Raw genomic sequence first — 13,248 nt, forward strand, 5'->3', positions numbered from 1 at the left:
TCATTGCGAGGAGCGGAGCGGCGAAGCAATCCATCCCTCCGCGCGCTGGGTAGCAATGGATTGCTTCGCTTCGCTCGCAATGACGGCGAGATGCGTGCCGAGCTTCAGCGCTCGGCGAACGCCTTTTCCACCACGAACTGCGCGGGCTCGCCGTGATTGCCCTCGACGAAGCCGCGGCCGTTCAGCAACGTGCGGGTGTCGGCGACCAGCGCCGGCGAGCCGCAGATCATGACGCGGTCATGCGCGGCATCGAGCGCCGGCAGGCCGATGTCGGTGAACAGCTTGCCCGAGGTGATGAGGTCGGTGATGCGGCCGCGGTTATGGAACGGATCGCGCGTCACGGTCGGGTAGTAGATCAGCTGGTCGCGCACCAATTCGCCGATCAGTTCGTCCTGCGGCAGCTTCTCGGTGATCATCTCGCCATAGGCGAGCTCCTTGACGCGGCGGCAGCCGTGCAGCAGCACGACCTTCTCGAACCGGTCGTAGGTCTCGGGATCCTTGATCACGCTGAGGAACGGCGCGAGGCCGGTGCCGGTGCCGACCAGATAGAGGTTGCGACCATCCTCGAGGTTGTCGATGACCAGCGTGCCGGTCGCCTTGCGGCTGACGATGATCTCGTCGCCTTCCTTGAGGTGCTGGAGGCGTGAGGTCAGCGGGCCGTCCGGAACCTTGATCGAGAAGAACTCCAACGTGTCCTCGTAATTCGCGCTGGCGACGCTGTAGGCCCGCAGCAGCGGCTTCTCGCCGACCTTGAGCCCGATCATGGTGAACTCGCCGTTGCGGAAGCGGAACGACGGGTTGCGCGTGGTCTTGAAGGAGAACAGCGTGTCGGTCCAGTGGTGAACGCTGAGGACGCTTTCCTGGTTGAAATTGCTCATCGTCAGTTTCCTTGACGCGCGGGCCGGATTGGCGGCAAAATCATTTGTACACGATCGTTCGTATACAAATGAATAATCCAGCTTGATCCGGCCGTCAAGCCACGGGCACAATGGCCGGCGAAGGCATTGAACCAAAAGGAAAAACCATGGCGCACGATGCACCCCAAGCGACCGGTCCGAGCAAGCTGGTGATCCGCAATATCGGGCTGATGCTGTCGGGGGCCCTGGAAAAGCCGATCCTGGATGCCGACACCATCGTCGCCGAGAACGGCAAGATCACTGCGATAGGCCGCCTCAAGGATGTCGACACCGAAGGCGCCACCACCATCGTCGATGCCAATGGCACGACGGTCGCGCCCGGCCTGATCGACAGCCACGTCCACCCTGTCGCCGGCGACTGGACGCCGCGGCAGAACCAGATCAACTGGATCGACAGCTATCTGCATGGCGGCGTCACCACCATGATCTCCGCCGGCGAGGTGCACATGCCCGGGCGTCCGCGCGACGTCGTCGGGCTGAAGGCGATGGCGATCTTCGCGCAACGCGCGTTCTGGACGCTGCGTCCGGGCGGCGTGAAGGTGCATGCCGGCGCGCCCGTGATCGAATGCGAGATGGTGGAGGACGACTTCAAGGAGATGGCCGCCGCCGGCGTCAAGCTGCTCGGCGAGGTCGGGCTCGGCGGCGTCAAGGACGGACCGACCGCGCGCAAGATGGTCGGCTGGGCGCGCAAATACGGCATTCAAAGCACGATCCACACCGGCGGCCCGTCGATCCCGGGCTCCGGCCTGATCGACAAGGACGTGGTGCTGGAGGCCGACACCGACGTGGTCGGTCATATCAATGGCGGCCACACCGCCCTGCCCGACGACCAGATCCGCTGCATCTGCGAGGGCTGCAAGCGCGGACTCGAGCTGGTGCATAACGGCAATGAGCGCTCGGCGCTGTTCACGCTGCGCACCGCGCGCGAGATGGGCGATTTGCACCGCGTCATCCTCGGCACCGACGCGCCCGCCGGCTCCGGCGTGCAGCCGCTCGGCATCTTGCGGATGGTCTCGCTGCTGTCCTCGCTCGGCGAGCTCCCGGCCGAGCTGGCGTTCTGCCTGGCGACCGGCAACACCGCGCGGATGCGCGAGCTCGATTGCGGCCTGATCGAGGTCGGCCGCTCGGCCGATTTCGTGCTGATGGACAAGGCACAGCATTCGCCGGGCAAGAACATCCTGGAGAGCGTTCAGCTCGGCGATCTCCCGGGCATCGGCATGACCATCATCGACGGCATCGTCCGCACCCAGCGCAGCCGCAACACGCCGCCCGCGGGCAAGGTGCCGGAGGTGGTGGCGAAGTGACGTGCACCAAAGCCGTTGCGCGGAGGTAACGGGGTGAACAGCGGTGCAACATATCCGGTGTCGCCCCGGCGAAGGCCGGGACGGCGCTGAACGTTTGGTGCCACTCGTCAGTCATACATTCACTTGCTCTCAGGCTGATGTGCTGGGTCGGTTGCTCAACCCCTTGAGCAGGCTGCCAGATCGCGCGCCCGGCGGCGCGCGGCTTTGCCGCGCCAGCGCCGTCACCGAACCTTGTTTTCAGCTGTCACCGTTGAGGTGTAGTCTGCCCGCAAGCGAACCTTAGCCGGCAGCACTCGCAAGAGGCATTTTTCGATCCGGATTTAAGTTCTTGCTGCTGCATGCCGCCGTGCCGTGTCGATCCACATCACACAATCAGGAGGCAGCCGATGACGATGAGGCCAGATCCTACGTTCCACGCCTCGCCGAAGCTCGCGATGGAAGCGCCGGCCGAGAGCTTTGCCTACACCGTGCTGCTCAGTCCGGATTTTTCAAAGCCGGACGCACTCGCGGTGATCGACGTCAAGCCCGGCTCTCCGACCTACAGCAAGATCGTCCACACGGTGACGATGCCCAACAAGGGCGACGAGTTCCACCATTTCGGCTGGAACGCCTGCTCGTCGGCGCTGTCCCCGCTGGCCGGACACGCCTTCCTCGAGCGTCGCTATCTCATCATCCCCGGCATGCGATCCTCCCGGATCTATATCGTCGACACCAAGCCGGACCCGACGCAAGCCAAGATCCACAAGATCATCGAGCCGGAGGAAATCTTCAAGAAGACCGGCTATTCGCGACCGCACACCATCCACTGCGGGCCGGAAGGCATCTATGTCAGCACGCTCGGCGGGAGCGGCAAGGACGGCACCGATGGCCCGCCCGGCATCTTCATCATGGACTGCGAGACATTCGAGGTGCTCGGCCGGTGGGAGATCGATCGTGGGCCGCAGACCAAGCATTATGACTTCTGGTGGAATCTGCCGCGCGACTACATGGTGAGCAGCGAGTGGGCCTTGCCGCCGCAGTTCGAGAACGGCATCGTGCCGGAAGACCTGCTGTCGAACAAATACGGCCATCGGCTGCATTTCTGGGACCTGCGCGCCCGACGCAATGTCCAGACCATCGACCTCGGCGCCAATCATCAGATGGCGCTGGAGGTGCGTCCGGCGCACGATCCGGTTCGCGAACACGGCTTCGTTGGCGTAGTGGTCGATACCACGAACCTCGAGGGTTCGATCTGGACCTGGTGGCGCGAGGGCGGCAAGTTTCACATCGAGAAGACGGTGACGATCCCGCCCGAGCCTGCATCGAAAGACCAGCTGCCGCCGTTGCTGCAGGGTTTCGGCGCCGCACCTCCGCTGGTGACCGATATCGACTTGTCGATGGATGACAAGTTTCTCTACGTCGCCTGCTGGGGCACCGGCGAGATGCGCCAATACGACGTCAGCGATCCGCGCAAGCCGAAGCTCGCCGGATCGGTCCGCATCGGCGGCATCGTTCATCGCGCGCCTCACCCGAACGGACAGGCCTTTGCCGGCGGGCCGCAGATGGTCGAGATCAGCCGCGATGGCAAGCGGGTGTACTGGACCAATTCGCTCTACTCGACCTGGGACGACCAGTTCTATCCGCAAGGCATTCCCGGCGCCGAGGTGATGGCGAATGCAAGCCCGGGCGGTGGGCTCGAACTGGCGAAGGACTACTGGGTCAGCTTCCCCGACGGCTACCGGGCGCACCAGATCCGGCTCGATGGCGGTGACTGCTCCACCGACTCCTTCTGCTATCCGTCGGTCTAGAGCGTTTTCGAGCGAAGTGGGTACCGGTTCGCGTGAAGAAAACGCGTCAAAACAAGAATCCAGAGCCCGTTCCGATTCGATCGGAACGGAAAGGGCCCTGACGTGAGCCCGGCCGACTGGACTCCGGCCTGGCTGTGGCTGGCGGTCATCGCGAGCGGCCTCTACCACGGGATCAACCCGGGCATGGGCTGGCCGCTCGCGGTTTCTGCGGGGTTAATGCAGAGGAGTTCGCGTGCGCTGGTGACCGCGCTTGGCCCGCTCGCGATCGGTCATTTGCTGGCGATGCTGCTGGTGATCCTTCCGTTCGCGCTCTTGATCACCCTCGTCGAATGGCAGCGCACGATCCGGATCGGCGCGAGCCTGCTCGTCATCCTGTTCGGCGTCTACCGGCTGATCGACCGACGCCATCCGCGCGCCCTGGCGCGGATACCGCCGACGCAACTCGCTTTGTGGTCGTTCGCCGTGGCGATCGCGCATGGCGCGGCGCTGATGCTGGTGCCGATCTATCTGGGGCTCTGCCGCGAGGCTGAAGCGGACCAAGGCCATGCGGCTGCCAACAGCCTGATCGATACCAGCCTCACGATGGCCGTACTGGTCTCGATCGTCCATGCCGGCGCGATGATCGCCGCCGGCGGATGCCTGGCGTGGCTGGTCTACCGCTATCTCGGCCTCAAATTCGTATCCCGGAGCTGGTTCAACCTGGACACGGTTTGGGCGCTCAGCCTCGTGCTGGTGGGTGTCGTCGCGCTGGCGCTTGCTCTTGCGACGTAGTGCGGGCGCGGCACCCTGCCCGTAGGTAAGACGCTGGAGATCGCACGAAGCAGTAGCGGCGACCCGTCACCCTGAGGTGCACGCGCAAGCGTGCCTCGAAGGGTGAACGGCCCACGGCAGAAGTCGGGGCCGTCGACCCTTCGAGACGCCACGCTGCGCGCGGCTCCTCAGGGTGACGGGGATAGATAATGTCACCGCAGCCTGCCGAGCAGCGCGATCAGCGTCTCGCGCTCCTTGGCGTCCAGCGGCGCCAGCGTTTCCCTGGAGATCACCAGCGCATTGGGCGCGGCCTTGTCGGCCATTTGCTGGCCGGCGCGCGTCAGGCTCACCAGCAGGCGGCGGCCGTCGTCGGGATCGGGCGAGGTCTCGGTCAGGCCGCGCGCGGTCAGGCGATCGATCACGCCCTTGATGGTCGCAACGTCCATCGAGGTCAGCCGCCCGAGCTGGTTCTGCGAGCAGGCGCCGACCTCCGACAGCTTCGACAGCGCTGCCCACTGCGTCGGCGTCAGATTGATGCCGATCTCGCGGGCGAAGATCACGGCGTGGCGCTGCGACACCTGGCGCAGGATGAAGCCGATCTGCTCGTCCAGCACGTATCCCGGCTTGGTCGCCTTCCCGTTTCGCTTCGGTGCCGCACTCCTCGCCATTGTCTACTCCGCCCTTTACAGCGACAGATGCGCGTCGCGGATATCCGGACGCGCATCGAGTTCCGCCATGGTGCCGCCGAAGCAGATCCGGCCGCGCTCGATGATGTAGGCGCGATCCGAGATCAGCCGGGCGAAATGCAGATTCTGCTCGGAGACGACGATGCTGACGCCCTCTTTCTTCATCGCCAGGATCGCATCGACCATCTGCTCGACGATCTTGGGCGACAGGCCCTCCGAGGGCTCATCGAGCAGCACCAGCGACGGATTGCCCATCAGCGTGCGCGCGATCGTCAGCATCTGCTGCTCGCCGCCGCTCATGCGCCCGCCGGGCCTGCCGCGCATCTCGCCGAGGTTCGGGAACAGCTTGAACAGTTTTTCGCGATCCCATTGCGGCGCGCCTGCCCGCTTCGGCTGGCGGCCGACCTCGAGATTCTCCTCGACCGTCAAATCCGTGAAGATGCGCCGCTCCTCCGGGACATAGCCGAGCCCGCCGCGCACGATCGCGTGCGTCGGCAGATCCGAGACGTCCCGGCCCTCGAACATGACGCGGCCGGAGCGGTTCTCGACCAGGCCGACGATGGAGCGGAACGTGGTCGATTTGCCGGCGCCGTTGCGCCCGAGCAGGGCAACCACTTCGCCTTCGCCGACCTCGAGCGCGATGTCGAACAGGATATGCGCCGGGCCGTAGAAGCTGTTGAGATCCTTTACCGTCAGCTTCATGCCGATGCCCCCTCGCGGTGCCGGGCGTCATAGACGAGGCCCTCGCCGAGGTAGATCGCCCGCACCTGGGCATTGCCGCGGACTTCCTCGGGCGAGCCTTCGGCGATCAGGCTGCCGCGGTTGAGCACCAGGATGCGGTCGGCATGCTCGAACACCACGTCCATGTCGTGCTCGGTGAACAGCACGCCGATCGACTGCTCGCGCGCGATCCGCGCCGTCAGCCGCATCAGCTCGACGCGCTCGCGCGGCGCCATGCCGGCGGTCGGCTCGTCCATCAAGAGCAGCTTCGGCTGGTTGGCGAGCGCGATCGCAAGCTCGAGCCGCTTGACGTCGCCATAGGCGAGCTCGCCGCAGGGCCGCTCCGCATAGGCACTCATGCCGACCAGATCGAGCAGCCGCCCCGCCTCGTCGCGCGCGTGGCGGGCGGTCGAGGCCCACAGGTTGAACAATTGCCCGCCATGCGAGACCAGCGCGACCTGCACGTTTTCGCGTACCGTCATGGTGGGGAATGTCGCCGCGATCTGGAAGGTGCGGCCGACGCCCATGCGCCAGATCACGCGCGGCTTCTTGCCCGTGGTCTCCGCGCCCAGCACGCGAATGCGGCCGCTGTCGGGAATATTCTGGCCGTTGAGCATGTCGAAGCAGGTGCTCTTGCCCGCGCCGTTCGGCCCGATCAGCGCCAAAATCTCGCCGGCACGCAGTTCGAAGGAGACGCCGCGCACGGCATGCACGCCGCCATAGGATTTGGTCAGCCCCTCGACCGACAGCAATGTGGGAACCATGCTCATTCGGCGCTCTCGATGCGGGAGGTCAGCAAGGGCGATACCGACGACGAGGATTTGCGCCGGCGATGCATGACGGCTTCCAGCGTGCCGACGATGCCCTTCGGGAACGCGACCACGATCAGCACCACGAACGCGCCGAGCACGAGTTTTGACCAATCGGTCTGGCTGACCAGCCAGATGTTGAGCGCCTTGTAGACGATGGCGCCGACCACCGCGCCCGACACCGTCTCGACACCGCCGAGCAGCACCATGACCAGCGCATCGACCGACAGCGAGATGCCCATATTGTCGGGGAACACGCTGCCCTTGAGATAGGCGAACAGCGCGCCGGCAAGGCCGGCGACCGTGCCCGCAATGACGAAGGCGGTCCACTGGATGCGCTTGCCGTCGATGCCGATGGCTTCGCTGCGCAGCGGCGAATCGCGCGTCGCGCGCAGCGCGAAGCCGAACGGCGAGAACACGATGATGCGGAGGATCACCACCGCGAGCGCGGCGATGCCGAGCGATAGCCAGTAGAAATGCGACGGGCTCGCCGCCCAGCTCGCAGGCCAGACCCCGAGGATGCCGTTGTCGCCGCCGGTGACCGACACCCATTGGAACGCGATCGACCAGACGATCTGGGCAAAGGCCAGGGTCAGCATCGCGAAATAGACCCCGGAGAGCTGCACCGCGAAGAAGCCGAATACGGCGGCGCCGAGGAGCCCGAGCAGCGGCCCGAGCAGCAGGCAGGCAATCATCGGCAGGCCGGCCATCTTGGCGAGCAGCGCCACGCCATACGCGCCGAGGCCGAAATAGGCGGCGTGGCCGAACGAGGCGAGCCCGCCGACCGACATCAGGAAGTGCAGGCTGACCGCGAAGATCACGAAGATCGCGATCTCCGAGCCGACCGTGAGCAAATAATTGCCGGCGACGAACGGCAGCGCGGCGGCGAGGACCAGCACGGCAATCGCGGCGAACCGCTCGTTCATCGTCAGCGGACGCCACGGATTGACGGTCAGCCCCGGCGTGCGCCGTGCCGGTGCCTCCGGCTTGCCGAACAGCCCCCACGGCCGGACGATCAGCACCACCGCCATCACCAGGAACACCAGGATGATGGAGATCTTCGGGAAGATCAGGATGCCGAAGGCGTTGAGCTCCGAGACCAGCACCGCCGCGACGAAGGCGCCGATGATGCTGCCGAGGCCGCCGATCACGACCACGACGAAGACCTCGACGATGACGCGCAAATCCATCGCGTGATTGACCGCATCGCGCGGAATCTGCAGCGCGCCGCCGAGCGCGGCGAGGAAGACGCCGAGCGCGAACACGCTGGTGAACAGCCATTTCTGATTGACGCCGAGCGCAGCCACCATGTCGCGGTCCTGCGTCGCCGCGCGCACCAGCACGCCCCAGCGGGTGCGCTGGAACAACAGCCAGAGCACGCCGAGCACGACCGGCCCGAGCACGATCAGGAACAGGTCATAGCTCGGAATATTCTGGCCGAAGAAATCGATCGCGCCCTTGAAGCCGGGCGCGCGGCGGCCGACCAGATCGTCCGGCCCCCAGATCAGCACCACGAGGTCCTCGACCATCAGCGTCAGGCCGAAGGTGGCGAGCAACTGGAACAGCTCCGGCGAATGATAGATCCGGCGCAGCAGCACCATCTCGACCAGCACGCCGATCGCAGCAACCGCCAGCGCGGCAACGACGATGCCGCCCCAGAAGCCGAGCGCACCGGAAAAGCGCTCGGTCAGGGTAAAGGCGACATAGGCGCCGAGCATGTAGAACGCGCCATGCGCGAAGTTCACGATCCGCGTCACGCCGAAGATGATCGACAGACCCGAAGCGACCAGGAACAGCGACGCCGCGCTGGCAAGACCGGTCAGGAACTGGACGACGTAGAAAGCCATGGGCGGTCCGCGTTGGAGTTTCCGTTCACCTCGCCCCGCCTGCGGGGAGAGGTCGAAACTCAAGCGCCAGCTTGAGTTTCGGGTGAGGGGGACTCTCCGCGCGCTCGTTCGCGGAGATAGCCCCTCACCCCACCCCTCTCCCCGTAAGAACGGGGAGAGGGAGAAGTTCAAGTCTCTCCCCGCAAGAGCGGGGCGAGGGAGAAGAAAAAAATCAATCCTTCGGCCGCAGCTTCTCGATCTCGGCATCGCTGGGCAGATAGTCCGCCCCCTTGCGATAGGCGGTGTCGACCATGATGCCCTTGCCGTCCTTCAGCGCGGTCTTGCCGGTGAAGGCGCCCAGCGTCGACTGGTGATCGATCTTGCGGAAGGTGATCTCGCCGAATGGCGACGGCATCGAGATGCCTTCCGCCGCCGCGATCAGCTTCTCCGGATCACTCGAGCCGGCCTTGGCAAGGATCGCCGCCGCCGCCTTGATGGTCTGGTAGCCGACGATCGAGCCGAGCCGCGGATAGTCGTTGTACTTGGCCTGGTAGGCCTTCAGGAACGCGTCATGTTCCGGCGTCTTGATCGCGTACCAGGGATAGCCGGTGACGATCCAGCCTTCCGGCGTCTCGTCCTTCAGCGGATCGAGGTATTCCGGCTCGCCGGTCAGGAAGCTCACCACGGTGCGGCCCTTGAACAGGCCGCGGGTGTTGCCTTCGCGCACGAGCTTGACGAGGTCGGCGCCGAAGGTGACGTTGAGGATCGCTTCCGGGTTCGCCGCGGCAACCGCCTGCACCACCGGACCTGCGTCGATCTTGCCCTGCGGCGGCCACTGCTCGTCGACCCACTGGATATCGGGCCGCTTCGCCGACATCAGCTTCTTGAACACCGCGACCGCCGACTGGCCGTATTCATAGTTCGGCGCGATCGTCGCCCAGCGTTTTGCGGGCAGTTTTGCGGCTTCTTCTACCAGCATCGCGGCCTGCATGTAGTTGGAGGGACGCAGGCGGAACGTGTAGCGGTTGCCCTTCGACCAGGTGATGGCGTCGGTCAGCGGCTCTGCCGCCAGAAAGAACACCTTCTTCTGGTTGGCGAAGTCAGAAACGGCAAGGCCGATATTGGAGAGGAACGTGCCGGTGAGCATCGCGACGTTCTCGCTCGACACCAGCTCGTTCGCCGCGGTCTGGGCATCCGCCGGCTTGCCGCCGTCGTCCTTGGAAATGACCACGAGCTTCTTGCCGCCGATGCCGCCGGCGGCATTGATCTCCTCCACCGCGAGCTGCCAGCCCTTGCGATAGGGCTCGGTGAATGCCGGCAGCAAGGAATAAGAGTTGATCTCGCCGATCTTGATTTCGCTCTGCGCCATGGCCTGCGTTGTCATGGCACTCGTTGCCATGGTCGCGACCGCGATCGCCAATCCCGCCCCTACGAAATAACCACGCATCCCGTCCTCCAGTTTTTCTTCAAAGAGATTATCGCAATCCGTCTTCGCCCTTGATCTCGCCGACCGTCAGCCCGCCGACGCGCGGCAGCGGCCGTCCGCTGTCGGTTACCGCGACCGCGACCATGATCTCGTTGGCCCGCGGCGCGTCGTTGATCTGCACTTCCATGCCGTCGAAATGGCTGCGCACGAAAGCCGCGTCCTTGTGCCCGAGCGGAATATCCAGCGTGGTGCCAGGCCCCGAGCGCTTCTTCGACGACGGGATCAGCGCCGCGCCCTTCGACAGTACCTTGCGCACCGGCGCGCCCATCTTCGGATGCAGGATCGCCGCCGCATGCTCGAGCTCGCCATTCTCACCGACGGCGGCGGCCTTGCCGTAGCTGTGCGCCTTGGCGCCCTCGATGCCGAGCGCGGCGACGGCCCGCTTCGAGAGCAGTTCGCCGAGTTCCTCGCCGATCGCGATCAGCGGCGACAGATCCTCGACATAGCGGCCGGCAAAGGGGTTCTCGATCACGGCGATGGCGGCGGCACGCCTTGTCGGCGGTGCGATGGTCTTGCCCATCTCCAGATGGGTCTCCTCGACCACGGTGACGATCTTGCGAATGACGGCGCTCATCTTGCCTCGCTTCCAGTCATGCCCGCAGCATGTGTTCTATCGTTTGTCCCTGAAACGCGTGCGACGCCGGCGCCCCAATCCCAGTTGCACCGACAAGCCGCGTTTCGCCCAGTAGACGCAATGCCGCGCCCTCGATCAATCCCGACATCAGGAGGTCGCGCGCCCGCGTCGCCCCCACCTCGAGCGCCTGCTCAACCTCGTGTTCCGCCAGCCGCCCGACATCGCGGGTCACCAGCCGCGCGCCGAGGTCGCTGTCGGGCTGCAGCTCGCTCGCCGCAACGCGCAGGATCGCGGGATGATTGGGCAGATCGACCGCATTGGCGATCACGGTCGCCGCAGCATCCGCCTGCGACGCCGTCCGCGCCAGCACGGTGACGGCATCGGCAATGCCCAGCGAAAAGCTGCGGCCGTGGCGGCCGCTGGTCGCGATGCCGCGAACCGGCATATCGGCATCGACCGTCATGGTGCGCATCACGCCGTGACGGTCGGGCCGATCCATCAGACCGACAGTGAATCGTTCGCCGTCGCCGAGATGCAGGGCAATGTCGCCGCCATTGTTGACATAGGCGCGGTCGAGCGGCGCGGCCTCAAGCATCGCGCCCAAAATTTCCTCGGCGACCGACCCCGCGACCGCCGCCATCGGCGTGATGAAGCAATCGGCGGCAAAAGGCGCGACCGCCGCATGCATGCGCCGCGCGACCACGCCCTTCAGCACGCAAAGACGGGGATCCGCCGCACTGCGCAGCTCGGCCAGCTCCGCGCAGAGTTCGTCAAGCAAACCGGTGAAGCGCGCCGCAGCGGCCTGATAGGCGGTACGAATGTCAGCGTCTCTGCCCTTGGCCTCGACGATCAAATCAATGGGGCCGTCCTGCAAATGCAGCCGCTTGCCGTCAGGAAGGAGCGCGATTTGCGGGAGCCTCTTCATGCGCGCCGCTCGGGAAGATACGGCATCGACCGGACCTCGGCGCTATCCCGCAGTGAGGATAGCGGCCGGACGTAATCCATATGGCCGCCGAGCGCCGCGTAGTCCGACAGCTTCATCGTGAATTCAATCGGCGCCACCAGTGCCGGGGTCGGCACATAGCCGAAGGCACCGGCCGGCATCTGCGTGACATCGACCATGTAGGTGATGCCGCCGCCCGGCCAGACATAGACCGGCGCGCCGCCGCTGGTCACCCGCGTCAGCGCGTCCTTGACCGAACGGGTCAGCCGCACCGGATTATCGGTGACGCCGGCGCGCAGCGATCCGCCCGCGCCGCCCATGAACAGCACGGTGCACAGCGCCGGCTCGCAATTCTCCTGGATGCGCTCGACCGAAAATCTGAGATCGGCGGGCATCTCGGTCTCGACCGGCTTCAGCGCCTCGTTGAGCACGTAGTAGGACGCATGCTCGCCGGTGGTCGAGACCATCAGCATGGTGAGCCCCGGCCGCGCCTCCTTCGCATTGAAGGGGCCGAGGATCGACAGCGGATCGGAGATGTTGGTGCCGCCCCATCCGGTGCCGGGATCGGCGACCTGGAAATAGCGGCCCGGCGTCGAGCGCCGCCCCTTCATCTTGATCCCGGTGTCGGCGATGTCGAGCAGCTTGCCGGCCTGGTGCTCGCTGAGCACGCCGGTGATGTGATCGTCGACCACCACGACCTCATCGACCTTGCCGTGCCATTGCTTGGCGAACATGCCGATTGTCGCCGAGCCACAGCCGACCCGCATGCGCTCTTCTGCCACACCATTGACGATCGGCGGCCTGCCGGCCTGCACCACGACGGTGGCGCCGCCGTCGATGGTCAACTCGACCGCCTTGCAGTTGGAGAGATCCATCAGCGTGTCGCAGGTGACGCGGCCTTCCTTCTTGGAGCCGCCGGTCAAATGATGCACCCCGCCGAGCGAGAGCATCTGCGAGCCATATTCGCTGGTCGTGACATGGCCGACCGCCTCACCGTCCGAGCGCACGGTCGCGGTTTCCGGGCCGAGGTAGCGGTCGGTGTCGATCTTCACCTTGACGCCGCAATACGAGAAAATGCCTTCGGTCACCACGGTGACCATGTCGACGCCGTCGACCTCCGACGACACGATGAAGGGCGCCGGCTTGTAATCCGGATAGGTTGTTCCTGCGCCGATCGCGGTGACGAACAGTTCGGGCTGGCGGACGATCTTGCCGTCCCAGTCGCCGCTCACCTGGAACGGAACCAGCTTGCCGCCATGCGACACGGTGCGCTCCAGCACGACATGCGGATCGACGCGCACCAGCGTGCCGTCATGGTTGGCATAGCGGTCGCAGGCGCCGGCCGCGCCCGGCTTGATGTAACACATCACCGGACAGGCATCGCAGCGGATCTTGTCGCCGGCGGCGACGGTCATTGTGTCAGCCATCGTGACCAAGCCTGGACTT

At 65.4% G+C, this 13,248-nt stretch carries 12 protein-coding genes; 3 read left to right on the plus strand and 9 right to left on the minus strand.

Features of this window, described 5'->3' with window-relative positions; all coding sequences use genetic code 11:
- Positions 1-104: 104 nt before the first annotated feature.
- Complete coding sequence (locus Q2M23_RS33885; protein WP_141341369.1) at positions 105-878, minus strand: ferredoxin--NADP reductase; 774 nt, start codon at positions 876-878, stop codon at positions 105-107.
- A gap of 146 nt (positions 879-1,024) precedes the next feature.
- Here Q2M23_RS33885 and Q2M23_RS33890 point away from each other — a divergent pair, with 146 nt between their 5' ends.
- From Q2M23_RS33890 to Q2M23_RS33900, 3 genes are all read left to right on the plus strand, one after another.
- Positions 1,025-2,221 carry an amidohydrolase family protein gene (locus tag Q2M23_RS33890; RefSeq protein ID WP_057017552.1) on the plus strand — a complete coding sequence of 399 codons (1,197 nt, stop codon included), beginning with the start codon at positions 1,025-1,027 and terminating at the stop codon, positions 2,219-2,221.
- Between the two features lie 386 nt (positions 2,222-2,607).
- Positions 2,608-4,008 carry a selenium-binding family protein gene (locus tag Q2M23_RS33895; protein ID WP_229192289.1) on the plus strand — a complete coding sequence of 467 codons (1,401 nt, stop codon included), beginning with the start codon at positions 2,608-2,610 and terminating at the stop codon, positions 4,006-4,008.
- Between the two features lie 102 nt (positions 4,009-4,110).
- Positions 4,111-4,779 carry a hypothetical protein gene (locus Q2M23_RS33900; protein WP_229192288.1) on the plus strand — a complete coding sequence of 223 codons (669 nt, stop codon included), beginning with the start codon at positions 4,111-4,113 and terminating at the stop codon, positions 4,777-4,779.
- A gap of 191 nt (positions 4,780-4,970) precedes the next feature.
- Here the strand turns inward: Q2M23_RS33900 and Q2M23_RS33905 are convergent, their stop codons facing one another.
- The 8 genes from Q2M23_RS33905 to Q2M23_RS33940 form a co-directional block, all read right to left on the minus strand.
- A complete protein-coding gene (locus Q2M23_RS33905; protein ID WP_057017555.1) occupies positions 4,971-5,426 on the minus strand; it encodes a MarR family winged helix-turn-helix transcriptional regulator in 456 nt (151 codons plus the stop codon).
- 15 nt (positions 5,427-5,441) lie between these two features.
- Positions 5,442-6,146, minus strand: coding sequence for an ABC transporter ATP-binding protein (locus Q2M23_RS33910; protein WP_038383941.1), 705 nt, complete (start codon positions 6,144-6,146; stop codon positions 5,442-5,444).
- Entirely contained in the window at positions 6,143-6,934 is a 792-nt protein-coding gene (locus tag Q2M23_RS33915; RefSeq protein WP_316398379.1) for an ABC transporter ATP-binding protein, read from the minus strand. The genes Q2M23_RS33910 and Q2M23_RS33915 overlap by 4 nt, the downstream gene beginning before the upstream one ends.
- Positions 6,931-8,820, minus strand: coding sequence for an ABC transporter permease (locus tag Q2M23_RS33920; protein WP_316398380.1), 1,890 nt, complete (start codon positions 8,818-8,820; stop codon positions 6,931-6,933). Before Q2M23_RS33920 ends, Q2M23_RS33915 begins: the two co-directional genes overlap by 4 nt.
- A gap of 211 nt (positions 8,821-9,031) precedes the next feature.
- Positions 9,032-10,246, minus strand: a complete 1,215-nt coding sequence (locus tag Q2M23_RS33925) for an ABC transporter substrate-binding protein (RefSeq protein WP_229192283.1) — start codon at positions 10,244-10,246, stop codon at positions 9,032-9,034.
- Between the two features lie 28 nt (positions 10,247-10,274).
- Entirely contained in the window at positions 10,275-10,859 is a 585-nt protein-coding gene (locus tag Q2M23_RS33930; RefSeq protein ID WP_057017559.1) for an amino acid synthesis family protein, read from the minus strand.
- Between the two features lie 16 nt (positions 10,860-10,875).
- Complete coding sequence (locus Q2M23_RS33935) at positions 10,876-11,784, minus strand: UPF0280 family protein (RefSeq protein WP_316398381.1); 909 nt, start codon at positions 11,782-11,784, stop codon at positions 10,876-10,878.
- Positions 11,781-13,229 carry a 6-hydroxynicotinate reductase gene (locus Q2M23_RS33940; protein ID WP_316398382.1) on the minus strand — a complete coding sequence of 483 codons (1,449 nt, stop codon included), beginning with the start codon at positions 13,227-13,229 and terminating at the stop codon, positions 11,781-11,783. The genes Q2M23_RS33935 and Q2M23_RS33940 overlap by 4 nt, the downstream gene beginning before the upstream one ends.
- Positions 13,230-13,248 lie beyond the last annotated feature (19 nt).

It is taken from the genome of Bradyrhizobium sp. 33ap4 (genome assembly GCF_032654765.1).
Classification (GTDB): Bacteria; Pseudomonadota; Alphaproteobacteria; order Rhizobiales; family Xanthobacteraceae; genus Bradyrhizobium; species Bradyrhizobium australafricanum.

Excerpts from the sequence above, each read along its gene's own strand:
- Q2M23_RS33935 (WP_316398381.1), bottom strand. The coding sequence starts at position 11,784 with ATGAAGAGGCTCCCGCAAATCGCGCTCCTTCCTGACGGCAAGCGGCTG.
- Q2M23_RS33925 (WP_229192283.1), bottom strand. The coding sequence starts at position 10,246 with ATGCGTGGTTATTTCGTAGGGGCGGGATTGGCGATCGCGGTCGCGACC.
- Q2M23_RS33940 (WP_316398382.1), bottom strand. The coding sequence starts at position 13,229 with ATGGCTGACACAATGACCGTCGCCGCCGGCGACAAGATCCGCTGCGAT.
- Q2M23_RS33910 (WP_038383941.1), bottom strand. The coding sequence starts at position 6,146 with ATGAAGCTGACGGTAAAGGATCTCAACAGCTTCTACGGCCCGGCGCAT.
- Q2M23_RS33920 (WP_316398380.1), bottom strand. The coding sequence starts at position 8,820 with ATGGCTTTCTACGTCGTCCAGTTCCTGACCGGTCTTGCCAGCGCGGCG.
- Q2M23_RS33890 (WP_057017552.1), top strand. The coding sequence starts at position 1,025 with ATGGCGCACGATGCACCCCAAGCGACCGGTCCGAGCAAGCTGGTGATC.
- Q2M23_RS33915 (WP_316398379.1), bottom strand. The coding sequence starts at position 6,934 with ATGAGCATGGTTCCCACATTGCTGTCGGTCGAGGGGCTGACCAAATCC.
- Q2M23_RS33885 (WP_141341369.1), bottom strand. The coding sequence starts at position 878 with ATGAGCAATTTCAACCAGGAAAGCGTCCTCAGCGTTCACCACTGGACC.
- Q2M23_RS33930 (WP_057017559.1), bottom strand. The coding sequence starts at position 10,859 with ATGAGCGCCGTCATTCGCAAGATCGTCACCGTGGTCGAGGAGACCCAT.
- Q2M23_RS33905 (WP_057017555.1), bottom strand. The coding sequence starts at position 5,426 with ATGGCGAGGAGTGCGGCACCGAAGCGAAACGGGAAGGCGACCAAGCCG.
- Q2M23_RS33895 (WP_229192289.1), top strand. The coding sequence starts at position 2,608 with ATGACGATGAGGCCAGATCCTACGTTCCACGCCTCGCCGAAGCTCGCG.